This window comes from Flavobacterium esculini, from assembly GCF_048284325.1.
Taxonomy (GTDB): domain Bacteria; phylum Bacteroidota; class Bacteroidia; order Flavobacteriales; family Flavobacteriaceae; genus Flavobacterium.
On sequence record NZ_JBLVPI010000012.1, the window covers coordinates 66,973 to 93,673 of the forward strand.

27 protein-coding genes are annotated in these 26,701 nt (G+C 33.0%); 12 read left to right on the forward strand and 15 right to left on the reverse strand.

Features of this window, described 5'->3' with window-relative positions:
- Positions 1-188 precede the first annotated feature (188 nt).
- Both ACNQGG_RS11395 and ACNQGG_RS11400 read left to right on the forward strand, forming a co-directional pair.
- Positions 189-875, forward strand: a complete 687-nt coding sequence (locus ACNQGG_RS11395; protein WP_416856861.1) for a cell division ATP-binding protein FtsE — start codon at positions 189-191, stop codon at positions 873-875.
- A complete protein-coding gene (locus ACNQGG_RS11400) occupies positions 875-1,762 on the forward strand; it encodes a glycosyltransferase family 2 protein (protein WP_417964066.1) in 888 nt (295 codons plus the stop codon). The genes ACNQGG_RS11395 and ACNQGG_RS11400 overlap by 1 nt, the downstream gene beginning before the upstream one ends.
- An 11-nt stretch (positions 1,763-1,773) precedes the next feature.
- Here ACNQGG_RS11400 and ACNQGG_RS11405 read toward each other — a convergent pair whose 3' ends face one another.
- From ACNQGG_RS11405 to ACNQGG_RS11415, 3 genes are read right to left on the reverse strand one after another with little or no spacing between them, the layout of a single operon-like run.
- Complete coding sequence (locus ACNQGG_RS11405) at positions 1,774-2,874, reverse strand: glycosyltransferase family 4 protein (RefSeq protein ID WP_417964068.1); 1,101 nt, start codon at positions 2,872-2,874, stop codon at positions 1,774-1,776.
- Complete coding sequence (locus ACNQGG_RS11410) at positions 2,871-3,275, reverse strand: sugar 3,4-ketoisomerase (RefSeq protein WP_417964070.1); 405 nt, start codon at positions 3,273-3,275, stop codon at positions 2,871-2,873. The genes ACNQGG_RS11405 and ACNQGG_RS11410 overlap by 4 nt, the downstream gene beginning before the upstream one ends.
- 7 nt (positions 3,276-3,282) lie before the next feature.
- Positions 3,283-4,386: a glycosyltransferase gene (locus ACNQGG_RS11415; protein WP_417964072.1), complete on the reverse strand. Its 1,104-nt coding sequence runs from the start codon at positions 4,384-4,386 to the stop codon at positions 3,283-3,285.
- A gap of 46 nt (positions 4,387-4,432) precedes the next feature.
- On the opposite strand from ACNQGG_RS11415, the gene ACNQGG_RS11420 reads away from it, so the two are divergent.
- Entirely contained in the window at positions 4,433-5,332 is a 900-nt protein-coding gene (locus ACNQGG_RS11420; protein WP_417964074.1) for a glycosyltransferase family 2 protein, read from the forward strand.
- Position 5,333: 1 nt separating this feature from the next.
- On the opposite strand, the gene ACNQGG_RS11425 is transcribed toward ACNQGG_RS11420, so the two are convergent.
- The 5 genes from ACNQGG_RS11425 to ACNQGG_RS11445 are packed head-to-tail and all read right to left on the reverse strand — an operon-like array spanning position 5,334 to position 10,269.
- Entirely contained in the window at positions 5,334-6,089 is a 756-nt protein-coding gene (locus tag ACNQGG_RS11425; RefSeq protein WP_417964076.1) for an acyltransferase, read from the reverse strand.
- A complete protein-coding gene (locus ACNQGG_RS11430) occupies positions 6,082-7,569 on the reverse strand; it encodes an oligosaccharide flippase family protein (RefSeq protein WP_417964078.1) in 1,488 nt (495 codons plus the stop codon). The genes ACNQGG_RS11425 and ACNQGG_RS11430 overlap by 8 nt, the downstream gene beginning before the upstream one ends.
- Entirely contained in the window at positions 7,569-8,684 is a 1,116-nt protein-coding gene (locus ACNQGG_RS11435; protein WP_417964080.1) for a DegT/DnrJ/EryC1/StrS family aminotransferase, read from the reverse strand. The genes ACNQGG_RS11430 and ACNQGG_RS11435 overlap by 1 nt, the downstream gene beginning before the upstream one ends.
- Positions 8,681-9,631, reverse strand: coding sequence for a FemAB family protein (locus ACNQGG_RS11440; protein WP_417964082.1), 951 nt, complete (start codon positions 9,629-9,631; stop codon positions 8,681-8,683). The genes ACNQGG_RS11435 and ACNQGG_RS11440 overlap by 4 nt, the downstream gene beginning before the upstream one ends.
- A gap of 35 nt (positions 9,632-9,666) precedes the next feature.
- On the reverse strand, positions 9,667-10,269 hold the full coding sequence (locus ACNQGG_RS11445; RefSeq protein ID WP_039109995.1) for a trimeric intracellular cation channel family protein: 603 nt from the start codon (positions 10,267-10,269) through the stop codon (positions 9,667-9,669).
- 149 nt (positions 10,270-10,418) lie between these two features.
- Between ACNQGG_RS11445 and ACNQGG_RS11450 the strand changes: the two genes are divergently transcribed.
- From ACNQGG_RS11450 to ACNQGG_RS11475, 6 genes are all read left to right on the forward strand, one after another.
- Positions 10,419-11,204 (forward strand): TrmH family RNA methyltransferase, encoded by a 786-nt coding sequence (locus tag ACNQGG_RS11450; RefSeq protein WP_417964084.1) that lies wholly within the window; start codon positions 10,419-10,421, stop codon positions 11,202-11,204.
- A 193-nt stretch (positions 11,205-11,397) separates the two neighbouring features.
- Positions 11,398-13,620, forward strand: coding sequence for a RelA/SpoT family protein (locus ACNQGG_RS11455; protein ID WP_417964086.1), 2,223 nt, complete (start codon positions 11,398-11,400; stop codon positions 13,618-13,620).
- Positions 13,621-13,740: 120 nt separating this feature from the next.
- Positions 13,741-14,196 (forward strand): Fur family transcriptional regulator, encoded by a 456-nt coding sequence (locus tag ACNQGG_RS11460; protein ID WP_035670620.1) that lies wholly within the window; start codon positions 13,741-13,743, stop codon positions 14,194-14,196.
- Between the two features lie 60 nt (positions 14,197-14,256).
- A complete protein-coding gene (locus ACNQGG_RS11465; protein WP_416856874.1) occupies positions 14,257-15,528 on the forward strand; it encodes an adenylosuccinate synthase in 1,272 nt (423 codons plus the stop codon).
- Between the two features lie 138 nt (positions 15,529-15,666).
- A complete protein-coding gene (gene nudK / locus ACNQGG_RS11470) occupies positions 15,667-16,248 on the forward strand; it encodes a GDP-mannose pyrophosphatase NudK (RefSeq protein WP_416849057.1) in 582 nt (193 codons plus the stop codon).
- 5 nt (positions 16,249-16,253) lie between these two features.
- Positions 16,254-17,138 carry a DMT family transporter gene (locus ACNQGG_RS11475; protein ID WP_417964089.1) on the forward strand — a complete coding sequence of 295 codons (885 nt, stop codon included), beginning with the start codon at positions 16,254-16,256 and terminating at the stop codon, positions 17,136-17,138.
- 176 nt (positions 17,139-17,314) lie between these two features.
- Here the strand turns inward: ACNQGG_RS11475 and ACNQGG_RS11480 are convergent, their stop codons facing one another.
- From ACNQGG_RS11480 to ACNQGG_RS11490, 3 genes are all read right to left on the reverse strand, one after another.
- Positions 17,315-17,953 carry a peroxiredoxin gene (locus tag ACNQGG_RS11480; protein WP_039110002.1) on the reverse strand — a complete coding sequence of 213 codons (639 nt, stop codon included), beginning with the start codon at positions 17,951-17,953 and terminating at the stop codon, positions 17,315-17,317.
- Between the two features lie 259 nt (positions 17,954-18,212).
- The gene (locus ACNQGG_RS11485) at positions 18,213-19,439 is read right to left on the reverse strand and encodes an MFS transporter (RefSeq protein ID WP_417964092.1); all 1,227 of its coding nucleotides are present in this window, start codon (positions 19,437-19,439) and stop codon (positions 18,213-18,215) included.
- 28 nt (positions 19,440-19,467) lie between these two features.
- A complete protein-coding gene (locus ACNQGG_RS11490) occupies positions 19,468-20,379 on the reverse strand; it encodes an AEC family transporter (RefSeq protein WP_417964094.1) in 912 nt (303 codons plus the stop codon).
- 145 nt (positions 20,380-20,524) lie between these two features.
- On the opposite strand from ACNQGG_RS11490, the gene ACNQGG_RS11495 reads away from it, so the two are divergent.
- The 3 genes from ACNQGG_RS11495 to meaB all read left to right on the forward strand — a co-directional run bounded on the left by ACNQGG_RS11495 (position 20,525) and on the right by meaB (position 22,821).
- Positions 20,525-20,932 (forward strand): Rrf2 family transcriptional regulator, encoded by a 408-nt coding sequence (locus ACNQGG_RS11495; RefSeq protein WP_417964096.1) that lies wholly within the window; start codon positions 20,525-20,527, stop codon positions 20,930-20,932.
- Positions 20,933-20,988: 56 nt separating this feature from the next.
- Positions 20,989-21,636, forward strand: a complete 648-nt coding sequence (locus ACNQGG_RS11500; RefSeq protein WP_417964098.1) for an NAD(P)-dependent oxidoreductase — start codon at positions 20,989-20,991, stop codon at positions 21,634-21,636.
- A 96-nt stretch (positions 21,637-21,732) separates the two neighbouring features.
- Entirely contained in the window at positions 21,733-22,821 is a 1,089-nt protein-coding gene (gene meaB, locus ACNQGG_RS11505; protein ID WP_417964100.1) for a methylmalonyl Co-A mutase-associated GTPase MeaB, read from the forward strand.
- A gap of 33 nt (positions 22,822-22,854) precedes the next feature.
- Here the strand turns inward: meaB and ACNQGG_RS11510 are convergent, their stop codons facing one another.
- From ACNQGG_RS11510 to ACNQGG_RS11525, 4 genes are all read right to left on the reverse strand, one after another.
- Entirely contained in the window at positions 22,855-23,655 is an 801-nt protein-coding gene (locus tag ACNQGG_RS11510) for a hypothetical protein (protein ID WP_417964102.1), read from the reverse strand.
- Positions 23,656-23,894: 239 nt separating this feature from the next.
- The gene (locus tag ACNQGG_RS11515; protein ID WP_039110009.1) at positions 23,895-24,125 is read right to left on the reverse strand and encodes a hypothetical protein; all 231 of its coding nucleotides are present in this window, start codon (positions 24,123-24,125) and stop codon (positions 23,895-23,897) included.
- 80 nt (positions 24,126-24,205) lie between these two features.
- On the reverse strand, positions 24,206-25,114 hold the full coding sequence (locus tag ACNQGG_RS11520) for a prohibitin family protein (protein ID WP_417964104.1): 909 nt from the start codon (positions 25,112-25,114) through the stop codon (positions 24,206-24,208).
- A gap of 83 nt (positions 25,115-25,197) precedes the next feature.
- Positions 25,198-26,577: an MATE family efflux transporter gene (locus ACNQGG_RS11525; protein ID WP_417964106.1), complete on the reverse strand. Its 1,380-nt coding sequence runs from the start codon at positions 26,575-26,577 to the stop codon at positions 25,198-25,200.
- Between the last annotated feature and the right edge of the window lie 124 nt (positions 26,578-26,701).

Sequence of the window (26,701 nt, forward strand, 5' to 3'; positions counted from 1 at the left end):
ATTCGTTTTTATTATGAACATTCTTTTAAACACTGCAAAATTTAACTTTCATGCAATACATTCATCGCTTTAAACTATTTGGCTTTCCAATAATTATTATAATTACCGGAATTCTATTTAATTGAACAGAATTTATTTTGAATACAAGCGTTATCTTATTACTTTTACCCCATAAACAAACGCTAATTATGTCACAATCCGTACTGTCTCTACAAAATGTAAACATTTATCAAGGAGGAAAAACTATTTTATCCCACGTAAACTTAGATGTAAAACATGGTGAATTTCTTTACATCATTGGGAAAACAGGTTCCGGAAAAAGCAGCTTAATGAAGACTTTGTATGCCGATTTACCTTTGACTGAAGGAGAAGGTCATATCGTAGATTTTGATTTAGTGACTTTGAAAGAAGATGATATTCCATTTTTGAGAAGAAAGATTGGAATCGTTTTTCAAGATTTCAAATTACTGCCAGACAGAACTGTAAAAGACAATATGTTATTTGTTCTCAAGGCTACAGGCTGGATTGACAATGACGAAATGCAACGAAAAATTGACGAAGTTTTAGATAAAGTAGGCATGAAAGAATTTGGCAATAAAATGCCACATCAACTTTCTGGAGGAGAACAACAACGTGTTGCAATCGCTCGAGCTTTACTTAACGATCCTGAACTTATCCTTGCAGATGAACCAACAGGAAACCTTGATCCTCAAACCAGTGTCGAAGTATTGGAAGTATTAAAAAACATCAATGCCAACGGAAAAACCATTATTATGGCGACTCACGATTATGCTTTGTTAATGAAGTTCCCTTCAAAAACATTGAAATGTGAAGATGAAAGAATTTTTGAAGTGGTTCAGCAGCGAACCGCATAATGCTTTCTATTCTTGTTCCAATATACAATTACAATGTTTATCCTCTCGTTTTAGAGCTACACAAACAATGTACAGATTGCGGAATAAATTTTGAGATTTTATGTCAGGATGATGCCTCGCAATCAGGTTTGAACGTATTCAATGAAAATATAAATACGTTATCAAATTGTAGTTTTGTTTCCTTAAAAAAAAATCTGGCGCATCGCGAAAACAGAAATTCACTTGCTGAAAAAGCAAAATTTGATTATTTGCTCTTTATTGATGGCGACTCCATAATCATTCATAATAATTACATCCAGAAATACATCGAAAATTTTACTGATATTGATGTTCTGTACGGAGGTCGTTTACATCCTGAAAAATGCCCTTCGGATAATCAAAAACTACGATGGAAATACGGACGACTCATTGAAGATAAAACTACAGCAAACAGAAATAAAAACCCGTACCAATCGTTACTTTTTAATAATACCGTAATTAAAAAGGAGTGTTTTAACAAAGTAAAATTTGACAAAAACATTAAGAAATACGGTCATGATGACACCCAACTTTCGTATCAGTTAAGCCTCTTAAAATCAAAAGTAAATCATATTGAAAACCCAGTTGAACATGGAGCTATTGACAGCAATTTAGATTATTTAAACAAAAATAAAGAGTCGTTAGAAAATTTGATAACGCTGTACAAAGAAAAAAAAATTGCTATCGATTTTATAAAACTGATTCAACTGTATCATTTTTTAAAAAGAACAAAATCAACTTTTATAGTTTCGAAATTATATTCAATCATTGAAAAGCCACTATTTAAAAATTTGACGGGAGACAATCCAAATTTATTGGTTTTTAATCTATTTAGAGTCGGATATCTGTGTACGTTAGATTCAAAATAACAGTTCAAATTTCACCTCTTTTTGATTCCAATAAATAATTGATTCCAAGATTGCATAATTTCATCGATGTTGTATTTTTTACCAGATAATTTTGCCTTATTTCCCATTTTTATTCTTACTGCCGCATTTTCGATTAAAGTTTCAATTGCTTTAACATAATCCGATTCGCTTCCGTTTTCAATCAAAAACCCGTCTACATTTTGAGAAATTATTGCTCTTGGTCCGCAGGGACAATCATAAGCAATACAAGGCAATCCGGAAGCCATTGCTTCAATTAACACCATCCCAAAACCTTCAAATCGAGAAGTCATTAAATAAAAAGAAGCCTCTAAATATTTCTCGTTTATATTGTGAACCGGTTCATTAAAAATAACATTTCTAGAAATATCCAGATTTTTAACCAAAACTCTTAAATCAATATTTTTATTTGATTTTCCGTAAATTTCCAATATCCAATCCGGATGTTTGGCAACCACTTTTCCCCAGATTTGCAACATTCTGTCAAATCCTTTTTCATAGGTATGTCTTCCAACAGCAATCACTTTTTTACTTTCTAAAGTGCTGAATTTTCCTGTAGTGAACCATAAGGGATTCGGAATTACAATTGTGTTTTTTACTTTCCATTCTGAAATGCTTTCGCTAGTCTCAACAACAAATCGATCGTATTTTTTTATTCCATTTTTTTTCAAAACAAAAATAAAATTGGACAGCAATTTGGTAAAAACATTTTTCTTAATTTCTCGTTCCTCAATAAATTTAGAACTGTGTATTTCTAATATAAGGGGGACTTTATCTCTTAAAATAAAAGGAATAGCATATGCTTTTAAACCATTATCACAAACAACAATAATGTCCGGTTGAATTGTCTTGATTTTACTTTTTAACCCTTTTGAAAAGGATTTAAAAAACTGAAAAAAATTACCTTTCAATAGTAAATCATGAAAAACAATATTGGAATTAAAAGAATAAAACAATGGAGAAAACCCCTTGTTTTGAGTCAGAATATGTACTTCGTATCCCAATTTTTCAACTAAATAATTGGCTTTTATCGAAAGAACTCTGGCTACACCACCTTCGTTATTTATGTTTGGAACAATGTATAGCAGTTTCATTTTTTGGACATCAAAAATTCATCAAAATCCCTGATATAATCGTCTTCATTATAAATATCAGAGGCAAAAACTAAACAAACTGCTCCTGATGAAAAATTTTCTAACTCACGCCACATTCCTGTTGGAATGAACAATCCAACATTTGGTTTATTCAAAAAAAATGATTTTTTTTCGAATCCGTCATTTAGAACAACCTCGAAACTTCCACTCAAAGCAATTAGGACTTCGCTTTGATTAATATGAGAATGACTGCCTCGAAAAGAATTGCTGGGTACATCAAAAAGATAATAAACTCGCTTAAATTCAAATGGCAAAACCTCATTTTGAATAAATGCCAGATTCCCGCGGGTATCTTCTACAACGGGTAATTTAAGTAATTGTATGTCTTTTAATGTGGTCATAATTGTGTTATAAACTAATTTTCATCAAATCCAACCATTGTTTTCCAATAGTCGAAATGGAAAAAGACTGCACGCTTTGTGGTGCATTTTGTTTGCAATATCGATATAAATTCCCATCTTCAACAAATAAATTCATGGCTCCAGTAAGTTTTTCAACATTCTGATTTTCGACTAGCAATCCATTTTCTTGATGCTGAATCATTTCACTGGGTCCTGACAAACAATCGAACGCAACAATTGGAGTTCCACAAGCCAGTGATTCTAAAATAACATTGGGCAAACCTTCATTTAAACTACTCAAAACGAAAAAATTCGCTTTTTTTAAATACTTAAACGGGTTATTTTGATATCCTAAAAAATGTACTTTATCATCAATATTTTTCTCTTTAGCTAACTTTTGAAGTATCAATTTTCTTTCTCCTTCGCCCAATAAAACCAAATGAATGTTATTTTTTGGCAAGATAGATTTCGAATACGCTTCTATCAATTTATCGAATTGTTTGATGTTTGTTTCCATTTGGCCTACGCCAATAATATAATCATAAGGAAGTTCATTTAACTCCTTACTTTTTTCTACAATAGCATCAATATCGATTGGATTGTAAATTCTGGCAACGTTTTTAAGTTGGTGTTTTATTTCGATTAACACCTTGGATTCATCAGTGATGCTCACCATTTTATAACAATCTCCATACATCATGCGGGTAAGAAAAGACCAATTAGGCATATAATGATCGATTAAATAACTATGAACCATGAAAATAGATTTCGTTTTATAGAGCCATTTTGCTATTATCAATTCCTGAATGGGTTTTATTCTAAAACGGAAGTCAATAATAAAATCAAAATTATTTTCGTCGAGATATTTTTTAAGAAACACCAACCGATTCCATTTATTAAAAAGTCCGTTGGAAGTATTTTTCATTTTACCCAAATTGACTAATTTCCCTGAATAGGAATAGGAAACCTCATCGAGAACAATAATATTGTGAATTTCTATTCCTTTTTTTTCAAAAAACTGAGACAAGACAGCCATAACTTTTTCGGCTCCACCATGACTTAATCGATAACCAATTAAAGCAATTTTAATTTTTTTGTTAGGCAAAATCATTATCGATTTGTTATTTTCGTATCAAATATAACTCTTTTAAAAAAATATGCAAGACAATCCATTGGTTACCATTATTTGCTTGTGTTACAATCAGGAAGATTATGTCCTGGAGAGTTTGTTTTCTGTAATCAATCAAAATTATCCGGCTGTAGAGCTTATTATTGTTGATGATTATAGCACTGATAATTCTAAAGCAGTAATCGAAAAATGGGGTCTTAATTATCCCGAAATTCAATTTATTTCAAACGAAACTAACTTAGGCAACACAAAATCGTTCAATAAAGCACTCAAAAAAGCCACCGGAGAATATATCATTGACTTGGCAGCAGATGATGTTTTATTACCCAATTGTATTACTTCTCAAATATATGCTTTCAAGAACACAACCTACAAAAACATTGGAATTGTATATGGAAATGTCGAATTAATTACTGCAAAAGGTAAATTTGACGCGTACTATTTCCCTGTTGATAGTTTTCAAAAAGTAATTACCCCGAGAATAACAGGTGTTATTTATACATCCGTTCTTTCAGGCGGAGATAGCATTTGTTCCGTTTCGGCGATGATAAAAAAAACTGTTTTTGATCATTTAGATGGCTATGACGAAACGCTGGGTTACGAAGATTTGGATTTTTGGATTCGTGCTTCCCGAATTTATGATTTTGATTTTATAGACGAAATCCTAATGCAAAAAAGGATTGTCGCTACTTCTTTAGGAACCAATTTTTTCAAAAAAAATGATTCGCGAGCCAGAAAAATTAATCACTCTACGTATTTGATAGTAAAAAAAGCAATTGCACTCAATAAAACAAAAGAAGAAAATAAAGCCGTATTAAAACGAATTCATTTTGAGATGATTTTAGCTTGTAAAACATCCAATCTTAAACTATTATTAAAGTATATTTTGCTGGAAGTTAAGCTGAGAATTCATTTAATGACTTCCTAAACTAGACGATTAAATAAGCATCTAACGAATCTTTTTCCCCTTCCCAATCTCGGGAAATAGAATCTTTTATAAATTTTGCCGGAATACCGCCAATTAAAATATTCGAACCAAAGGAAATATAATCGGTATTACACAAACTATTGGAAGCAACGGTGCAATAATCCGGAGTTTTAGTATTCTGCATCATAGAAACTCTACTGCCTACATAATTATAATTTCCAATCACGATTGGAGCTGTCATTTTAAACTTTTCTTCCGTAATTGTATTCATCATGGGATGAAAATTAGTATCAATAATTTGACATTCAGATCCAAAACGAGCATAATTACCTAGTACAATTTGTTCTATACAAATCAATTTTACATAAGATCCCAAAGATGCCATGTGACCAAATTCACAATAACCATTCTCACCGATATAGATAAAATAATCTTTACCAAATTGAACATGTCCTTTGAATACTATTTTTCCCAAAATATTAATTTCGGCAATCCCCTTATGGAGCGTATTCAGTTCATAAGGCTGTCCAAAACCAATCATTCCTTTTTTAATTTTTCCTTCAATTTCTATTTTACCGGCTATTGAGGCAAATTTTACATTTCCATAAAAAAATACAGGTAGTTTTTTGGCGGTACTGAAAGGAAATTTTTTAAAATTAAAATATATAGTTTTAGTCCAATTTACAGCATAATACAACTGAAACTTTTGATAACCTGATTTTGCTTTTCTATAATTATTTTTTAAAATTTCAATCATTGCGCTTTTTAATTATAGTATTAAACAAACTTTTCAGCTCCATTTTTTTATTCATTTGAAACAATACAAAAACTATTGAAAGCACTACCATTATTGACATTAAACTATATTTTATAGTCGGATTTGGAATATATCGAAATAAAAAAGTAGTCATGCACATCAAAAAGCAAACACCATAAATATTATAAAAATCGGAGTCAAAATAAAAGCCATATCTTTTTTTAGTAATTATTTTTAATCCAAAAAAATGAATCATATAAAAGACAAAAAAACTAATTCCAAGTCCTTCTAATCCATAAAAATGATATCCTAAAACATTTAAAATTAATGAAATCAGGTTAAAACCAAAAGCCGTTTTGACAAACATTTTTGAATCTCCTTTGGCAATCAAAATATAACCCATTGACCAGGAAACTGCTCTGAATAACATGGCTACTATCCCGAAACAAACCATTGGAATAATCGAAATGAATTTTGGCGTGTAAATAATTTTTACAATGAGCGGAATTAGCGTTAAAAACAGGATAATTATAGGTGTTATAATCAATATTGAAATGAAAGATTGCTGAACCACACTTATTCTGACTTTTTCATTTTCATCACTTATTGAAGCCAGTCTTGGGAAATAATCGGTACTCATTGCTGTAAAAATTATTCCAACATAAGAATTCAACAACGTAAAACCAGCGTTATAAAATCCCACTTGTTCTAAACCTCCTTGTTTCCCAACGTAAATTTGAATTAAATAGGTTGAAAGTAAAGTAAACAAACCACTTAATGTCAAAAGAATTCCCAGTTTAATGATACTTTTTCCTTCAGTAGTCAACTGCTCGTTGGAAATGACAATTTTATTCAATTTTATCTTTTTCGAATAAAAAAAGGATAATAATAATGACGAAAGTGAAGCGATAATAATTGTGGGAACTATAGCGTCAATTCGGTAATAATAATACAGTGGAATTGAGAATAGCAATCCAAATAAATTTCCGTAAAAATTGGCTTTCGCCAAAAGTCTCATTCTCCTTAAACCTTGTAAAACCACAAATTCCCCGATCATTAATTGTCTGAACAACAGCGTAATTGAAATAAAAACAAACGAAAATACATGGCTTGAATTCCCAAAAGTTAACTGACTCAACCAACTGGAAAGAAAAACAGTAGCAAGACATCCTAGAATCCCCGTTAATAATGCCAGCCTTTTTACTATCGCTACAATAGTTGCTATACTATTTAAATCATCATTTTTATAATTGCTCGAAACATGTTTAATCCCACTAGTTTCAATTCCTAAACTCGTAATCCCACCTACAACATTTATAGCTGAATTCAATAAAGTAACAATTCCCATTCCTGCCGGACCAATGAAAATAGCAATTAATTTGGTACGAATTATAGAAATAAGAATAGTGAAAAATTGTACTCCGCCAAAAAGCGAAGTGGTTTTAATAATTTGATGATATGCTGCTTTACTATCAGGCACTATTGATACTTGTTTAAAATTGAAATAATGAAATCCACTTCATCCATTGTCAAAATGGGACTTATAGGTAAACTCAATACTTCGTCATGAATTTTTTGGGTAATCGGAAAAGACAAATGGTTCCATAATAATAAAGCCTTTTGATTGTGTGGTGGAATTGGATAATGGATAAACGTTTCTATTCCATTTTGATGTAAATATTCCTGTAAATCAAGTCTGTTTGGTGTTCGAATCACAAACAAATGAAAAACATGGTTAGATTGCTTCGTTCCTCGCAATGAAACTGTTGGAAGAATTATTTTATCATTATTAATTTCAGATAAATAGCGTTTGGCAATTACTCTTCGCTTTTCATTTTCAGTGTCTAAATTGGGTAATTTTACATTTAGGAAAGCAGCTTGCAATTCGTCTAATCTTGAATTTATACCAATATGATCATTGTAATATTTCGTTTCTGAACCGTAATTTCTAAGTGACTGAATGACTTTAGCTAATTCCGAATCATTTGTGGTAACAGCACCGCCATCGCCCAATGCGCCCAAATTTTTTCCGGGATAAAAACTATACGCGACGCTCGATTTTTGATTCTTGATTTCTGATTCTTGATTTCTGATTGTTCCATGAGCCTGAGCCGCATCTTCAATAACCAGTAAATCATTTGCAACCGCAATTTTATTTATCACATCCATTTCTGCCAGTTGTCCATACAGATGAACCACTAAAATCGCTTTGGTTTTTGAGGTAATCTTTTCTGAAATTAAATCGGGATTGATGTTGTAGGTTTCTAGCTTTGGCTCGACCAAAACAGGAATTAAATCTGCTTGTAAAATAGCTAGAATACTGGCAATATAAGTGTTTGCAGGAACAATAACTTCATCTCCTTTTTGTAATTTCCCAAGCTGAATGTAACCTTTAAAAATCAAAACTAAAGCATCAAACCCATTTCCTGTCCCAACACAATAGTCTGTCCCGCAATAGTTGGCAAAATTGGTTTCAAATGCTTTGACTTCATTCCCTAAAATATACCAACCCGCTTCTAAAACCGATTTCAATTTTTCTTGAAAAGCGGTTTCATAAGGCTCGTTTATTTTTTTCAAATCGAGAAATGGTATCATATAAGATTCATTTTATAAAAATCCTGACTATAAACAGAGCAGCCTAATTCTTCTTTTTGTTTCAAAAGTCCTGTGTGATACCCTTTTTCATTGTCATCATTAACGATACCCATATCAAAAAAAAGCTTCCCTTCTCTCTTGTATTTTCGCATTAAATTGATAAATAAAAAATCCAATGCGCGCAACTCCTCCCCTTTTTTAGTTGTGGCGCCATATTGCGATTTCACAACAGTTTCAGTTTCGAATAGTGTAATGCCTGCAATAATAACACCTTCATAATACACTGAAAATTGTTTTATATTATTAGGGAAATTTTCTTTTAGTTCAGTTATTTCTTGTAGTGTATGTACTGGTTTGGCATCATATTTCTCCAATAGTCTTGGCGCTAAAACCAATTCCCAAAATGGTTCAAATTGATATTCTTCCACCAGTTCTAAATCGAGTTCTTCAATTTTCCTAAAATGCTTTAATTTACTTTTTGAAATCGTCAATGGCATTGCTAAATAGATGGCTAAATTCATCTCTTTTTTATCCAAAAACGCTCCTTTTTTAAGCATGAAAAAATCCATTTCAGCGTTGCCTTTTGAAGAATAGAATGAAGGAATTGGTTTAAAATAAAAAAAATGTATCCCATTTCCTTTAAAAAAAGACAAAAGGGAATCCAAAATATCTTCTACTTTTTCTCCATTTATTTTATGGGAATAAACCAATCCACCGTAAGTCAATCCTTGATGGGAATAAACTATTGCTCCAACTTTATTTGCTGGCAGAACAGCTACTAGTTTTTCGTTCTCAAAAATCATCAACGAGAAATCCTGAAATCGATCCTTATGATATTCTATAAAATCACGATGAAATAAGAAAGTAGCATTTTTGGCTTGACCGATAAAGGCATTCCAATTTTCATAATCACTTTCCTGATATTGTTTAACGGAATAATTTTTCACCCTTTGGTTTTAGACTTCGTGAAATTAAGCATTTTTTATTTATGTTCTAAAGTAGGCAAATACCATTTGTATTTCACGGCCATCAAGCGAACTGAAATGATAACTAAAGAAGTGGTTAAGTATAAAACATCATTATCCAAATTCAATTTTCGAAGGAGAAAAAAAACAATTCCACCTAAAATACAAATCGTGGCATAAATTTCTTTTCTAAAAATAACAGGAATTTCAGTACACAAAATATCGCGAATAACGCCTCCAAAACAGGCCGTCATAGTTCCTAATGCAATACATATAACGGGATGAAGTCCAATATTTATTCCTTTTTCAAGTCCAATTAAAGTAAAAACGCCCAATCCAATCGTGTCAAATAAAAATAAAGAAGTACGTAAACGATCGAATTTTTTTCTGAAAATGATGGCTAAAACAAAGCCCATGATTATTACATAAACATACTTTAAGTCCAGCATCCATCCCACCGGCGTTCTGCCAATCATGATATCCCGCAACGTTCCTCCACCCACAGCGGTTACAAAAGCAATGATAAAAACGCCAAAAGGATCCAGCTTTTTATTCATGGCCGTCAATGCGCCAGACATGGCAAAAGCCATTGTACCGATAATATCTAATAGATGAAACACTTATAATTTAGGATTTAGATTTTTACAAATTTAAAGAAAATACTCCTTAATAACTGCAATAAGCGTGTTTTCTAATACAGCAGTTATTGCATTTTAGAATTTAAAAAAAGGTAGTAACTTAGCACCTTAGTAACCAAGCGACTTTTCCATTGAAACAAATTTCTTCCGTACAAAATCCATTTATAAAATCTTTAGTGTTATTGCAAGAAAAAGCAAAAGCACGCAAACAATCCGGAACATTCTTAATTGAAGGAAAACGTGAAATTTCGATTGCCATAAAAGGTGGTTACGAAATGGAAACACTATTGTTTTTACCTGAAATTTGTTCGGAAACGGAAGCTCGTCAATTATCCAAAAGTGCTGACTTAATAGAAATCAACAAAGAAGTCTATCAAAAACTGGCGTATCGTGATACTACCGAAGGTATTTTGGCTGTGGCCAAAACCAAATCGTTACAATTATCCGATTTAAAATTATCTAAAAATCCATTGATTTTAGTTGCTGAAGCTCCTGAAAAACCAGGGAATATTGGTGCTTTATTACGTACTGCCGATGCTGCAAATCTGGATGCCGTGATTATTGCCAACCCAAAAAGTGATTTATACAATCCAAATATTGTGCGTTCCAGCGTAGGTTGCTTGTTTACCAACCAAATTGCTACAGGAACAACATCAGAAATTATTGCTTTTTTGAAAGAAAGAAAAATCAATTTTTATTGTGCGACTTTGCAAAATTCGACTTCCTATCATACACAAGATTATACTACGCCTACCGCTTTAGTTGTGGGTACGGAAGCAACAGGTTTGACAGAAGAATGGCGAAAAGAAGCGACCCAAAATATTATAATTCCAATGCAAGGCGAAATAGATTCCATGAATGTTTCGGTTGCAGCAGCGATTTTGATTTTTGAAGCCAAAAGACAAAGAGGGTTTTAGATTCAGAAAATAAAAAATTGAATCAATCTGAAAATGAATCCAATACCTATATTAATCGATTTTAGTTATGTTTTTCAAGATTTAGAGCCCGTAATAATCTCAGTAATTCAATTTTGGATTTTATACCCAGAAACCTTTTTTACTTGCATATCTCCTAACTAATTTCTATTTTTAGGAATTGAACCATGCCGTTATGATAGAAATAGATATTGAAAAAGAAAATAAAGCAATTGCTCAAGAATACAAAGAGTTGCTTCGCATCAGTTATCAAACCTTAAGTGATGAAGATAAAAAACTGATCCGAAAAGCTTTTGATGTTGCCGTAGATGCCCATAAAGAACAACGAAGAAAATCAGGCGAAGCCTACATTTTCCATCCTATTGCTGTGGCAAAAATTGTCGCTTCAGAAATAGGTTTGGGAGCCACATCTATTGCTGCAGCATTGTTGCATGACGTAGTCGAAGACACTCCGATGACCGTACAAGATATAGAACGTTTATTTAATCCTAAAGTAGCACAACTTGTAGAAGGATTGACAAAAATTTCGATGGTCCAAAAGGATTTAAATGCATCAATACAAGCGGAAAACTTCCGTAAAATGATTTTGACACTCAATGATGATGTCCGTGTAATTCTTATAAAATTAGCCGATCGTTTGCACAATATGCAAACAATGGATTCGATGCAAGAAGACAAACAAACCAAAATTGCATCTGAAACTTTATACATATATGCCCCCTTAGCACACCGATTGGGTTTATATAACATCAAAACAAAACTCGAAGATTTAGGATTAAAATATACCGAACCTGCTATTTACAATGAGATTGTAAGCAAGATAAAAGAGACCAAAGAAGAACAGGATGCGTACATAAAAGATATCTCTGATGTGCTAAAAACTGCATTGGATGCAGAAGGAATCGATTATATCATAAAAGGCCGTCCAAAATCAATCTACTCCATTCGCAGAAAAATGAAAGCGCAAAACGTAAGCTTCGATGAAGTTTATGATAAGTTTGCTCTTCGTATTGTATACAAATCAACTCCGCACGAAGAAAAATTTCTTGCTTGGAAAATCTATTCCATAGTAACTGATTATTACAGACCTAGCCCCAGTCGTTTACGGGATTGGATTTCTTCGCCTAAATCTACTGGTTATGAAGCCTTGCACATCACCGTTATGGGACCAAAAGGCCGCTGGGTAGAAGTTCAGGTACGTAGTGAGCGCATGGATGAAATTGCTGAAAAAGGCTACGCAGCACATTACAAATATAAAAATGGAGCTACTGAAGAAAATGAACTCGATGCATGGCTGAATTTATTAAAAGAAGCATTAGAAAGTTCAGAAACCAACGCGGTGGATTTTGTAGAAGATTTCAAAATGAATTTATATTCTAAAGAAATCTTTGTATTTACTCCAAAAGGAGAAATAAAATCATTGCCAAAAGGAGCCACTTCTCTTGACTTTGCCTTCAGTATCCACTCCGAAATAGGAATTCGTACCCGAGGAACGCGTGTCAATGGGAAATTAGTTCCTTTGAACTTCGAATTAAAAAGTGGCGATCAAATTGAAGTTATCACCTCTCAACATCAGAAACCAACAGCTAACTGGCTTGATTATGTTACGACTTCGAGAGCAAAAACGAAAATTAAAAACGTTCTAAACGAAAATACCAAGAAAATTGGTGAAGAAGGAAAAGAACTGCTTACCCGAAAATTAAAGCATTTAAAAATAACGTTAAACGAATCCGTTGTTAACGAGTTAGTCAATTTTTTCAAATTAAAAACAAGTTTAGACTTATTTTACAGAGTTGGAATTGGCGCCATAGAGAATCAGCAACTCAAGGATTATGCAGCTCAAAAAAGCAACACTTTTATTAATTTTTTCAAAAATAAAATAAAACGTTCCACAAGCAGCACAGCCGATGAAGACATTCATAGACCAATAATAAGCAGTAATTACGATTTGCTTGTTTTTGGGAAAGAACATGACAAACTGGATTACAAATTATCTCCGTGTTGCAACCCGATTCCAGGTGATGACGTATTTGGTTTTGTAACTATCAATGAAGGAATAAAAGTACACAAAAAAGATTGTCCAAACGCTATTGGGATGCAATCGAATTACGCTTATCGAATTATGACAGCCAAATGGATTGACTCTTCACAAGAAGAATTTAAAGCCATAATTAACATAACCGGGATGGATGTCTTAGGACTGACGAATCAGTTAACAAAGGTAATTTCGAACAATATGCATGTAAATATTCAGAGTATTTCTTTGAGTACCGATGCAGGAATTTTTCATGGTCAAGTGGCAGTAATTGTTCAAAATAATACTATTTTGAAGAAAATGATCAACAACATCAAAAAAATTGACGGAATTGATAAGGTAACAAGAGTATATAAAACTTAGAAAAGTTTCAAAAAAAAATATTTCAAGTTAGCGGTTTTTCCACTTAAAACTAAAAAAACTTGAAACTAAACAAAGGCGAAACTTTAAACTTTAAACTAAAAAATTTATCTTTGCCCACATATGACACTCATTTCCACAGATAACACCAAAAACCAAGAAATTGTAAAAAATGTTTTTACAATGTATCTTGAAAAAAAAGGACATCGCAAAACACCTGAGCGTTATGCTATTCTTCAGGAAATATACGATAGCGAAGAACATTTTGATGTAGAGAATCTTTATATCAAAATGAAAAACAAGAACTATCGTGTCAGTAGAGCAACCCTTTACAATACTATTGAATTGCTGTTGGATTGCGCTTTGGTTCGTAAACATCAATTTGGACAAAATCAGGCACATTACGAAAAATCGTACTTTGACAAACAGCACGATCATATTATTATGACGGATACAGGCGAAGTAATTGAGTTTTGTGATCCAAGAATTCAAAGTATTAAAAAAACGATCGAAGAAATATTCGACATTGAAATTACCAATCATTCCTTGTATTTATACGGAATAAAAAAACAAAAATAGTATAGACAGCTTCGAGTTGTCTTTTGAAAATAAAAACTAACTACAAATAAAACACATAGAATGACCGCAGATTTATTACTAGGATTACAATGGGGAGATGAAGGAAAAGGAAAAATTGTTGATGTTCTTACTTCAAATTATGACATTATTGCTCGTTTTCAAGGTGGACCAAATGCAGGACACACTTTGGAATTTGACGGAATAAAACATGTTCTTAGAACTATTCCTTCTGGTATCTTTCATAAAACTGCCATAAACATTATTGGAAATGGAGTTGTAATAGATCCTGTAGTTTTTCAAAAAGAAATTGAAGGTCTTGAGAAATTTAATTTAGACATCAAAAGCAAATTAATCATTTCAAGAAAAGCACATTTAATTTTGCCAACGCACCGTTTATTAGATGCAGCTTCTGAGGCATCTAAAGGGAAAGCAAAAATTGGTTCTACATTAAAAGGAATTGGCCCAACTTATATGGACAAAACCGGAAGAAATGGTCTTCGTGTAGGAGATATTGAATTAGAAGATTTTGCAGATCGTTACAGAGCTTTGGCTGACAAGCATGAAGCCATGATTGAATTCTACGATGTTGCTATCCAATACAACTTAGAAGAATTAGAAAAAGAATTCTTTGAAGCAATCGAAGAAATAAAAAAACTAGACTTTATTGATAGTGAGGAATATTTACACCAAGCTCAAAAAGCGGGTAAATCAATATTATGTGAAGGAGCCCAAGGTTCCTTATTAGATGTTGATTTTGGAACTTATCCATTTGTGACTTCATCAAATACAACTGCAGCTGGTGCCTGTACTGGTTTAGGAATTGCTCCAAACAAAATAAAAGAAGTATACGGAATTTTCAAAGCGTATGTAACACGTGTAGGAAGTGGTCCGTTTCCAACGGAACTTTTTGACGAAGATGGTGCAACTATGGCACGTGTAGGAAATGAATTTGGATCCGTTACAGGAAGACAAAGACGTTGTGGATGGTTAGATTTAGTGGCGCTTAAATACGCTATTCAAATTAATGGTGTAACACAACTGATGATGATGAAAGGGGATGTACTTTCAGGATTTGAAACTTTAAAAGTATGTACGGAATACAACTATAAAGGCAAAAACATCTCTCACTTTCCTTATAATATCGAACCGGAAAATGTAACTCCAGTTTACCAAGATTTCAAAGGATGGCAAGCTGATCTAACTGGTATGACAACATATGATGAATTACCGATCGAATTGAAAGAATACATTGAATTTATAGAAAAAGAAGTTGAAGTTCCTATCAAAATTGTTTCTGTAGGACCGGATAGAAAACAAACTATCCTTAAATAAGATTACTTAACGCTCTGAAAATTCAGAGCGTTTTTTTTTCCTCACCCCAACCCTCTCCAAAGGAGAGGGTGTCGAGACCGAATTATTTTTTAATAATAATTCTCTACCTAAACAAAAAAATTCTTTGAAATGCATCCCATGAAAAATCCAGCTATTAAAATACAAAAAACCGAATTACTTTCTGACAATTGGTATATTTTAAACAAAGTAACTTTTGATTATCAAAAAAAAGACGACTCTTGGATTACCCAAAAAAGAGAAGTTTATGATCGAGGAAACGGTGCTGCCATTTTACTATACAACACCCAACAAAAAACGGTTATACTAACCCGACAATTCCGCTTGCCAAGTTACCTTAACGGAAATGAAACAGGAATGATGATTGAGGTTTGCGCAGGACTTTTGGACGAAGACCATCCAGAGCAATGCATCATTCGAGAAACCGAAGAAGAAACAGGATATCGTATTACTAAAGTTGACAAAATAATGGAAACGTATATGTCACCTGGAGCAGTAACTGAAATTTTATATTTGTTCGTAGGAGAATACGATGAATCCATGAAAGTCAGTGACGGTGGCGGAGTTGAACATGAAGAGGAAAATATAGATGTCTTAGAAATGACCTATGATGAAGCTTACGCCATGATTGAATCTGGGGAAATAAAAGATGCCAAAACAATTATGTTATTACAATATGCTAAAATAAAAAATCTAGTTTAATTTAAATGAGCAATCAAACTAAAGGAGCATTTTTCGCTTTATTAGCCACTTTACTTTGGTCCGTAAATATGGTAATCGCCAGTGGAATTAAAGGGCATATTCCTCCTATTGGATTGGCTTTTTGGCGCTGGACAATCGCTTGCATCGTTTTGGCTCCATTTGCGATTAAAAGTACCGTTGAAAGTTTTAGCATTATAAAGAAACACATTCGGTATCTTCTGGGTACAGCGGTTTTAGGTATCACTATTTTTAATACACTGATTTACTTTGCAGGAAAAACAACTAGCGCTGTCAATTTATCATTAATAGCCATTTCGATTCCGTTGTTCATTGTTGTTCTCTCCAGAATTATTTTTAAAGAGAAAGTCTCCACTGTAAAAATAATTGGAATCACAACCATAATTACAGGTGTTCTTGTTCTTATTACCAAAGGATCTCTAGAAGCGTTGCTGCATATCAACTTTACAATTGGGGATTTGTTGATGCTTGTGGCCTGCTTCTTTTTTGCCTATTATACGATACTAGTTCGACAAAAACCAGATGAATTAACCCCAAAAGTATTTTTATTTAGTGTCTTTGTTATCGGCACAATTTTTCTTTTTCCTTTTTATATTTGGGAACATTTATATTATAAAAAAGTAATTTTTGATACTAAAACAGTATTGGCAACTACTTATGTCGGCATTTTTGCTTCACTGGTTTCTTATTATTTGTGGAACGAAGCAATTCGGTTGATAGGCACCTCAAAAACAGCATTAATCTATTATTTAATTCCGGTGTTCAGTGGAATTTTAGCGTATTTTTTTCTGGATCAGGCAATTGTAATCAATCAAATTATAAGCATGGGAATCATTATTACCGGTTTATTGATAACCAATAGGAAAGATTGATTTTTAGAATTGAAAAAAACAATTTATTTCTGCCATCCGCGATGCAAACGCTACGATTTTTCTTCTTATTTAAGTAGCTACTCGTCGCAGACAAGCACCAGAGGATATAGAAATAAAAAAAGGTACAATGAAAATATTTTCATTGTACCTTTAAAAGTTCTTACTAGAAAAAATAATTACTTATTGGGTTGCGGAGTCATTCTCAAATATGGTTTCACTCTTTCATATCCTTTTGGAAATTTAGCAGCAATATCTTCATCTTTAACTGCTGTTGAAATAACCACTTTTTCTCCATCTTTCCAGTTTGCGGGTGTTGCAACGCTATAATGTGCTGTCAACTGTAAACTATCAATTACACGAAGTAATTCATCAAAATTTCTTCCGGTTGAAGCTGGATAAGTCAATGTTAATTTTATTTTTTTGTCAGGTCCAATTATAAAAACAGAACGAACTGTAAAACTTTCATTCGCATTAGGATGAATCATATCATACAATTGTGCTATATGTTTGTCTTCGTCAGCAATAATTGGAAAGTTAACCGTTGTATTTTGCGTTTCATTGATATCTTTAATCCATTCCATATGAGAATCTAATCCGTCAACGCTCAATGCGATTACTTTTACATTTCTCTTTACAAATTCAGGATAATAATTAGCTACAGTCCCTAATTCAGTAGTGCAAACTGGTGTAAAATCAGCAGGATGCGAAAATAATACGCCCCAAGAATCTCCTAACCATTCATGAAATTTTATCTTTCCTTGTGTAGTTTCTGCTTCAAAATCTGGAGCTATATCGCCTAATCGTAGTGTTGCCATAATAATTTCTTTTTTTTTGATTATTAACAGTCTAAGTTATTGAATTAAGAGTAATAAAAATTAAAACAAATCTTAAAGTTCTAATAAAAAATTAACAAGAGGAAGCTGATGATTATTCTCCGTTACAAAAAAACATTTTCGATACCGAAATCCCTAGCCCCGATAAAAGTGGAAATCCTTTATAGCAGTAAATCCTGAAAGGTTTACTGCTATAAAGATTGCAACGGATAGCGGGAAAAAGCTCCAAAAAACAAATAGTTTAAGAAGGAATATTCTTTTTCATATTGGGCAAGAAATAAGTAAAAACGCCAATTAGCGGTAGAAAAGAACTTAATTTATAAACGTATTCAATACTGGTTTGATCTGCAACATAACCCAAAATCGCCGAACCTAAACCTCCCATTCCAAAGGCAAAACCGAAAAATAGTCCGGAAATCATCCCTACTTTTCCTGGCATTAATTCTTGTGCAAAAACTAAAATTGCTGAAAACGCCGAAGCGATGACAATTCCGATGATAACCGATAATACGCCTGTCCAAAATAAATCAGCATAAGGCAATAATAAAGTGAATGGTGCAGCTCCAAGTATTGAAATCCAAATGATATATTTTCTTCCAAAACGATCACCTAACGGCCCGCCTATTAATGTTCCTGCTGCTACTGAAGCTAAAAACAGAAACAAATGAAACTGCGATTCTTGTATCGTAAGCCCAAATTTATGCATGAGATAAAAAGTAAAATAGCTTGACATACTTGCCATATAGAAAAACTTAGAAAATATCAACAACAGTAAAACTGCTAATGCTATATTAATTTTTCTTTTGGACAATGGAACAGCAACCTCTTCCGTATTTATTTTTTTTGCAGCTCGAAGATTCAAATGATTTTGGTACCACAGCGCGATTTGAAACAAAATAATAATTCCCAAAATGCCCGCTATCACAAACCATACTATATTTGATTGTCCAAAAGGAGCAACAACCAGTGCGACTAATAAAGGACCAATTGCACTTCCTGAATTTCCTCCCAATTGGAAAATAGATTGTGCCAAACCTCGCTTTCCTCCTGAACCTAAATAAGCAACACGAGATGCTTCCGGATGAAATATGGAAGAACCAATTCCTACAAATGCAACTGATACCAACAACATCCAAAAAGAAGTCGAAATTGATAAAAAACCCAATCCGGTAATAGTAAATAACATCGCAATTACTAAAGAATATGGTTTAGGATATTTATCCGTATAAAAACCTATAAAAGGCTGCAGAATAGAAGCTGTAAGTTGGAAAACGAATGTTATCAATCCAATTTGAGTGAAACTAAGATTAAAATTCTCTTTTAATATTGGATAGGTCGATGGAATAACTGATTGCATTAAATCATTTAACAAATGAGCAAAAGCTATTGAAAATAAAACCGAATAAACTGTTTTTTGAACGATTGGAGCGTTGATGGTTTGCGAAGCTGTTGCTGAGGAAATATTCATATTCTAAGTAATAAAAAGGTCTAAAAAATTATATAAACTTTGCCACAAAATACCAAAATACTAAAGTTACGAATGACAATGGTATTCCAAAACCAATCATCATACTACTCAATCTAGGTTTTAAACCATGGGAAGTAGCCAAAATACTTGCTGTAATCATTGGAGCCATAGCCGCTTCCATGATAGATACCTGAATCGTTTTGGAATTTTGGTCTAAAATTACGACATACAATAAATAGATTAAAGCCGGAGTCAAGATTAATTTGTACAAAAGTCCCAATCCTAAGAATTTCCAATGTTGGCTTTTCCTATCAAATCGCAATTGCAATCCTACAGAAAACATTGCTAATGGAGTCATTACACTTCCCACCTTTTGTAAACCAAACTGAATATTTTCGTGGAAATCAAAATCGAATACATTCATTAAACAGGCCAACAAAAAAGTAATAAATGGAGGAAAGAACAGTATTTTTTTTGCAATATGAAATCCATTGGGACTTCCACTAGAGAATAATGTAGCCACAAGAATTCCTAATGTTGAAAGCACTACAAAAGTACCCGGCTGATCAACCAAAATGGCAGTTTTCAACCCCTCGTCACCATATAAAGCTTGGATAATTGGAAAACCTAAAAAGGAAGTATTTCCCAAACCGGCAGTTATAATCAAACAACCCGTAAGTTTTTTTGACCATCCAAACCTATTTCCTAAAAAGCTAAAAAACAAATACGAAACTGTAAAACCAATCCAGGTTACACCAATAGGAAACAGCAACTTATTATCCCACTCTATTTTCGGGATATAATACAACGCCAAAGCAGGAAGACAGATATAAATAACCACATTATTTAAAATCTTGTACGTATTGGACGGAAAACGTTTCACTTTTTGCAATACGATTCCAAGAAACAGACAAACGAAGATTAGGATAATGTTATTCATAGTGTAGAATTGAATGCAAAAATACTATTTAAATTTATTTAGAAAAGAAGTAAATCACCATTTTGATTTTTCCATTATGTTAAAAAAATAAAAAACTTGCTTATTTCAATTTTACTCGTACATTTGTAATATATTTTATTACAGTATGATTTCAGGTAAATTTGCAATAACAATCCATATCCTTACTTTACTTTCTAAATTTCCAGAGGACTATTTATCTTCTGAATTTATAGCGGGAAGCATGAATTTACATCCAGTTTTAGTAAGAAAGGAAATAGCAAACCTGAAGAGAAACAATATTGTAGAAAGTAAAGAAGGTAAAAATGGAGGAACGAAATTGCTGAAATCTGCATCAAATATTTCATTAGACGCCATTTTTAAAATGACTTTTGACACGGTAAATTTAGGTTTCTCAAAAAACAAACCCAATCCAGATTGCCTTGTAGGAAAGAAGATCAATGAAAATTTAGAAAATTTATATGAAAATATCAACGAAAAAATCAGCTTGCAATTAAGCGGCATTTCATTGGAAGATTTTTCGAATAAATTTTAAACTATTTTTTTGAGTTAAACTGTAACATTTTTTATTACTTTTAAATACATACAATTATGAAAATCGCAATTATTGGAGCCACAGGATTTGTAGGCTCAGCTATTTTAAATGAATTGGCAAATCGCAATCACGAGGTTACTGCCATAGCCAGAAATCCTAAAAATGATGGAAACACAACCATCAAATGGGAAAAAGCAGACATAAATAACGTAGATGAACTTTCTAAGATTATTGCCGGAAATGATCTGGTAATAAATGCTTTCAGTGCTGGATGGACCAATCCAAATTTATATACCGATTTTCTTGAAGGATCAAAAGCGATTCAGGAAGCGGTTAAAAAATCAGGCGTGAAACGTTTTATCACCATTGGTGGCGGGGGAAGTTTATTTGTTGCTCCAAATTTACAAGCGGTAGACACCCCCGATTTTCCTAAAGAATATTATACAGGAGCGACAGCAGCAAGGGATTATTTGAACATTATTAAAGAGGAAAAAGAGTTGGATTGGGCATTTTTTAGTCCTGCTTTTGAAATGCACCAAGGAATCACGACAGGACGAACCGGAAAATACCGTTTGGGATTAGACACACCCGTTTTTGACGAAAATCAAAGAAGCATTTTGTCCGTGGAAGATTTAGCAGTTGTTATTGCTGATGAAGCGGAAAATCCAAAACACCATCAAGTACGTTTTACAGCAGCGTATTAATTAGTACCAATAATTTTAAACAAAACAGTTTCATATGGCAATCGCTTTTTGAAACTGTTTTTGTTTTCACTACTTTTACTTTTCAAATAAATCGTTTTGTCGAATAAAAAACAGCATCCTAGCGCCTTACACGAAAAACCTGGAATTTCTGCCCCAGAAATTATCAGTCCACTCGCTGTTGCGCACATTAAAAAATTCAGAAAAATCCAACCTTCTCCAAAAGAATTGGTCGAGGGGATTTTAGCAGGAAATATAACGGCGCTGAGTCGAGGAATTACATTAGTTGAAAGCACGAACAGCGATCATTTGGCGAAAGCCAACGAAGTAATAAATGCTTGCTTACCTCATGCCAATAAATCCGTAAGAATAGGTATAACTGGAGTTCCCGGCGTAGGTAAAAGCACCTTTATTGAAGCTTTTGGAAAACACCTGACCAGTTTAGGAAAAAAAGTGGCAGTTCTCGCCGTTGATCCCAGTAGCACCATTTCGCATGGAAGTATTTTAGGTGACAAAACTCGAATGGAAGAATTGGTTAAAGATGAAAATGCCTTTATTCGTCCTTCGGCATCAGGAGAAACATTGGGCGGTGTTGCCCGAAAAACTAGGGAAACGATTACGCTTTGTGAAGCTTGCGGGTTTGACACCATAATCATTGAAACTGTGGGAGTTGGTCAAAGCGAAACCGCTGTTCACAGTATGGTGGATTTCTTTTTACTGCTAAAAATTTCTGGTGCCGGTGATGAATTGCAAGGTATCAAACGCGGCATTATGGAAATGGCAGATGCTATCGTAATCAACAAAGCCGATGGCGATAATATTAAAAAAGCCAACTTAGCAAAAGTAGAATTTAACAGAGCTTTGCATCTTTTTCCAGCTAAAAAATCAGGTTGGTTTCCAACCACTTCTACTTGTAGTGCGATAACACATGAAGGAATTAGCGCTGTTTGGAAAACTATTGCGCAATTTCTTCAGCTGACAAAAGAGAACAATTATTTCTTTGAAAAGCGAAAAGAGCAAAACCAATATTGGATGTTAGAAACAATCAATGAACAGTTGAAATTGAACTTTTATAATCATCCCGAAATTCACCAATTATTGGATTCCACTAAAAAAGCGGTTTCAACTGATGAAATTTCACCCTTTGCAGCCGCTCAATTATTATTGGAAAAGTATTTTAAATTTTAATCCTGAATAACTAAATTTCAGAACTATTATTTTTTAACGAATGTTACCTACTGAATTTTTAGCCGTATCATGTTTCGTTTTTAAAACCCCATTTTCTATGGTAAAACCAATGCGAACCTGAGTTTTCAAAGTGTCTTTTAAACCCGAAGTTGCTTTTTTAACTATAACAAATGCTAATTCAAAATCACCTTCTGACAATTCCAACATCGAGTCATTATTATCCTTATCTTCCATTTTCCAAACTAATTTTCCTGTTCTTGCATAGGAAGCTGCAGCTGCACCACCACCAGCACCTCCTGCTAAATTACCCACACTGGAAACTGCTGCCGAAATAATAGCACCTCCAGGCAAAGCACCACCCAATAACGAAGCGCCTTGTGATAATACACCGCCAGCAGCATGTAACCCCTGATTTACTTTTTCGCCAAAAGCGAGGCTCTCATTTCTGGATAATTCAGCTATGTTGCTATTGGCTATATTCACCTTGTATCCTGCATTAGAAGGAAATAAAACGACACAACCTCCATCCGTTAATACCACATTTATTTTACCAGCATTTACTTTCTCGCCAAATGTTGCTCCTTGAGTTTGTTTTGGAACGGTAACATTCATCGAAATTCTATTTGGCATTCCTCCATTTATGTTATTTATATTGCTTTTTGCATTTCCTATCGTCACGGGGTTTGTCTTTGGTTCTATTTCATTTAAAGAATTGTCTGTTTGCACCTTTTTCTCTTTTATGGATGCATCTAATTTTTTTAATTGAGCAAAACTATTTTGCGCCAATAAAAGCAGAACAATAATAACTTTTGAAATTGTTTTTGAATTTTTCATCACAGTTTAAATTTAATGGTTTATAGTAGTATATCAATAGCCGCTAGTATTTGTTACCCCTATTTTTATTGTTTTTTAGTTTTACATATTCTAAAATCCAGTTAGTTAAAAATATAACTATTTTTTTAAAAAAAATTAATTTTATTTTCAGCAATACAAAAACATAAAAAAATGACCGTAAATGATAAATTTCATCATTTACGGTCATTTTTTTATTTTTAGAGAGTGTTAAACTAAACTTACTCTTTCTCGTAACGTTCCATTTCCCTGTCGTAAAATTCATTCGCCAGAACAATCAATCCTTCCATTTCAGCATTCAATTCACCTTCATCAAGATCTTCTGCTTCTTCCATGAACTCTACCTCATCATCTTTTAGATTGATAATAAATCTTGGATAATCTAAGTGTATGATGAAAATATCTTCCGGAAAATCAGTATTGTCGCCTAGTAAAAATTTTGGTAATTCCATATTGTTGTTTAATCGTTAATTTGGTTATTTGGTTAACCGGTTAAACGAATTGACGATTAACCAGTTAAATTTTAAAAAATCTATTTATCAGAAAGTATAACTGGTGCATTTCCCCTGCCGTTCATAAAAATGATTTTAGTATTAGGAGAAGCTGCCAGTTCTTTTTGCGCTTTTATTTGTTCGTATTGCAATTGTTTATCTGATAAGCCAGTTGAAATAATTCTTTGATAATCAGCAATACCTTGTGCTTCCACTCTTTTTCGTTCCGCTTCCTGTTTTTCTTTTTGAAGTACAAAAGTCATTTTTTGAGCGTCTTGTTCGGCATTAATTTTACTTTCAATAGATGCTTTTACTGATGTAGGAAGATTAATGTTTCTAATTAACAATTGCTCTAAAACCAATCCTCTGGTTTTAAAATCAGCTTCTATCGTTTTGAAAATTCGTTGTTGAAATTCGTTTCTTTTGGTAGAATATAAAGCGACTGCATCATAATAAACAGCATTATCACGAATACGGGTTCTTGTTACAGGACGAACAATTTTATCGGAATAATCAACACCAATTTGTTTTAAAATTTTAGGAGCTGCTTCTGGTGAAACACGGAATAAAACGGTCAAATCAATTACCACTTCCAACCCGTCATTTGACAAAACACGAATCGCATCGTCACCAGCTTGAGCACCTTCTCCATGAACTGCTGACATGGTGTAGTTTTGGGTTTGAATATCAAAATCGGTTACATCCAATAATGGATTTATCAAATGCAAACCACTTTCCAAAACATCAGGCTGAACACTTCCGTACAGCGATTGAACTCCCACTTTTCCTGCATCAATCTGTTTGAACATCGAAGAAAAAAGTCCTAATGCAATTACTAAAACGCCAATAATTTTTAAAACATTTGCGAATTTTGAAAACGGATTTACATTACTTTTTAATGAAAAACTGGTAATCAATAAAATTATTCCAAGAATAATAAATAGTATCATTTTTTTTTATTTGGTTGGTTAGGTTTTGTTTGTATGCTTATTATACGAGGAAAGAAATTAGAAGTTACATTGTAAGAACATTATTATTTATGATTCTTTAAAACTAATTTTCTTGTTAATCTCGCAAAGCGAATATACAAAAATAAAGCGGCAGCTGATAATCCTGCCAAAAGCCCAATCCATATTCCTACTGCTTGTAAAGAAGTATATTTTCCTAAATAATAAGAAATAGGAAAACCGATAACCCAATACGCAACAAACGTAATATACATAGGGATTTTCACATCTTGCAAACCTCTTAAAGCACCCAAAACCACTACTTGAATACCATCTGAAATTTGGAAAACTGCAGCTACCAAAAGTAATTTAGCTGTTATAATTATTATTTCATTATTATCTAATACCTGTGCCGAATCCGTCATATTCAAAAATAAGTGTGGCAAAAAATTATGGAAAACAACAAAAACAATCCCGAAAAGTATTTCCAGCATAATTGCTAATAAAAAAATAGAGCGGGCAACAATTATCAAATTTTTATAATCATTCATTCCTTTGGTATGACTCACTCTAATCATCGCAGTAACACTTAAACCCATGGCTACCATAAATGTTGATGAAGCAAGAGTCAGTGCTATTTGATTGGCTGCCTGACTGTTTTTTCCCAAAGAACCGGAAAGCCATATTGCCGCAGTAAATAAAGTGACTTCAAACAGCATTTGCATCGCTGAAGGCAAGCCCAGATTTATAATTTTTTTCAAAACTGGTTTTCGTATTTCTTTGAAACTAAAACTCTTGAAATAACGTTTCAAAGCTTCATTTCTTTTCATAAGATAATGCATAAAAACCACCATCATAATTCTTGAAATCACCGTTCCTAAGGCTGCACCAAGAATTCCTAATTTGGGAAAAATCCAAAATCCATAAATCAACACATAATTAAAAAACACATGCACCACATTTGCCATAAAAATAGCATACATCGAATATTTTGTTTTCGCTAAACCATCTGCAAATTGTTTGTATCCTTGATACATGATAACCGGAATTAAAGAAAAAGCCACCCAATCAATATAAGGAGCTGCCATATCAGCCACTGCTTTGGGCTGGTGCATCAAGTACATTATTTGTTTAGACAATACCGTCAAAATGAATAACGCTACTCCTAAAACCGTACACAACAATAATCCATGATGAAAAGTAGTTCGGATTTTTTTATCGTCTTTTTCGGCATCAGCCTCAGCAGTCAATGGGGTTATAGCTGTAGAAAAACCTATTCCTAAAGATAATGCAATGAAGATAAAACTGTTACCAAGGGAAACAGCCGCTAACTCAGTAGAACCAAGATTACCCACCATGAAATTATCTACAATTCCTATTAATGTATGACCGAGCATTCCTAAAATTACAGGATAAGCTAATCTGATATTATAAGAAAACTCTTTGGTATATTGAGATAAATTCACTTTCTATTTTTTTGTTGGCAAAGATAATTAGAAGGTTTCAATTGTATCGATACAATTGAAAATATAAAGCCTCTCTTTCAGTTATTATTTACACCAACCAAGGAATTCTATAACAAAACCCATT

What these genes read in the sequence shown, in the direction of transcription:
- ACNQGG_RS11395 (WP_416856861.1), top strand. Translation starts at nt 189, where the DNA reads ATGTCACAATCCGTACTGTCTCTACAAAATGTAAACATTTATCAAGGA.
- ACNQGG_RS11400 (WP_417964066.1), top strand. Translation starts at nt 875, where the DNA reads ATGCTTTCTATTCTTGTTCCAATATACAATTACAATGTTTATCCTCTC.
- ACNQGG_RS11405 (WP_417964068.1), bottom strand. Translation starts at nt 2,874, where the DNA reads ATGAAACTGCTATACATTGTTCCAAACATAAATAACGAAGGTGGTGTA.
- ACNQGG_RS11410 (WP_417964070.1), bottom strand. Translation starts at nt 3,275, where the DNA reads ATGACCACATTAAAAGACATACAATTACTTAAATTACCCGTTGTAGAA.
- ACNQGG_RS11415 (WP_417964072.1), bottom strand. Translation starts at nt 4,386, where the DNA reads ATGATTTTGCCTAACAAAAAAATTAAAATTGCTTTAATTGGTTATCGA.
- ACNQGG_RS11420 (WP_417964074.1), top strand. Translation starts at nt 4,433, where the DNA reads ATGCAAGACAATCCATTGGTTACCATTATTTGCTTGTGTTACAATCAG.
- ACNQGG_RS11425 (WP_417964076.1), bottom strand. Translation starts at nt 6,089, where the DNA reads ATGATTGAAATTTTAAAAAATAATTATAGAAAAGCAAAATCAGGTTAT.
- ACNQGG_RS11435 (WP_417964080.1), bottom strand. Translation starts at nt 8,684, where the DNA reads ATGATACCATTTCTCGATTTGAAAAAAATAAACGAGCCTTATGAAACC.
- ACNQGG_RS11455 (WP_417964086.1), top strand. Translation starts at nt 11,398, where the DNA reads ATGATAGAAATAGATATTGAAAAAGAAAATAAAGCAATTGCTCAAGAA.
- ACNQGG_RS11460 (WP_035670620.1), top strand. Translation starts at nt 13,741, where the DNA reads ATGACACTCATTTCCACAGATAACACCAAAAACCAAGAAATTGTAAAA.
- ACNQGG_RS11465 (WP_416856874.1), top strand. Translation starts at nt 14,257, where the DNA reads ATGACCGCAGATTTATTACTAGGATTACAATGGGGAGATGAAGGAAAA.
- nudK (WP_416849057.1), top strand. Translation starts at nt 15,667, where the DNA reads ATGAAAAATCCAGCTATTAAAATACAAAAAACCGAATTACTTTCTGAC.
- ACNQGG_RS11475 (WP_417964089.1), top strand. Translation starts at nt 16,254, where the DNA reads ATGAGCAATCAAACTAAAGGAGCATTTTTCGCTTTATTAGCCACTTTA.
- ACNQGG_RS11480 (WP_039110002.1), bottom strand. Translation starts at nt 17,953, where the DNA reads ATGGCAACACTACGATTAGGCGATATAGCTCCAGATTTTGAAGCAGAA.
- ACNQGG_RS11485 (WP_417964092.1), bottom strand. Translation starts at nt 19,439, where the DNA reads ATGAATATTTCCTCAGCAACAGCTTCGCAAACCATCAACGCTCCAATC.
- ACNQGG_RS11490 (WP_417964094.1), bottom strand. Translation starts at nt 20,379, where the DNA reads ATGAATAACATTATCCTAATCTTCGTTTGTCTGTTTCTTGGAATCGTA.
- ACNQGG_RS11495 (WP_417964096.1), top strand. Translation starts at nt 20,525, where the DNA reads ATGATTTCAGGTAAATTTGCAATAACAATCCATATCCTTACTTTACTT.
- ACNQGG_RS11500 (WP_417964098.1), top strand. Translation starts at nt 20,989, where the DNA reads ATGAAAATCGCAATTATTGGAGCCACAGGATTTGTAGGCTCAGCTATT.
- ACNQGG_RS11510 (WP_417964102.1), bottom strand. Translation starts at nt 23,655, where the DNA reads ATGAAAAATTCAAAAACAATTTCAAAAGTTATTATTGTTCTGCTTTTA.
- ACNQGG_RS11515 (WP_039110009.1), bottom strand. Translation starts at nt 24,125, where the DNA reads ATGGAATTACCAAAATTTTTACTAGGCGACAATACTGATTTTCCGGAA.
- ACNQGG_RS11520 (WP_417964104.1), bottom strand. Translation starts at nt 25,114, where the DNA reads ATGATACTATTTATTATTCTTGGAATAATTTTATTGATTACCAGTTTT.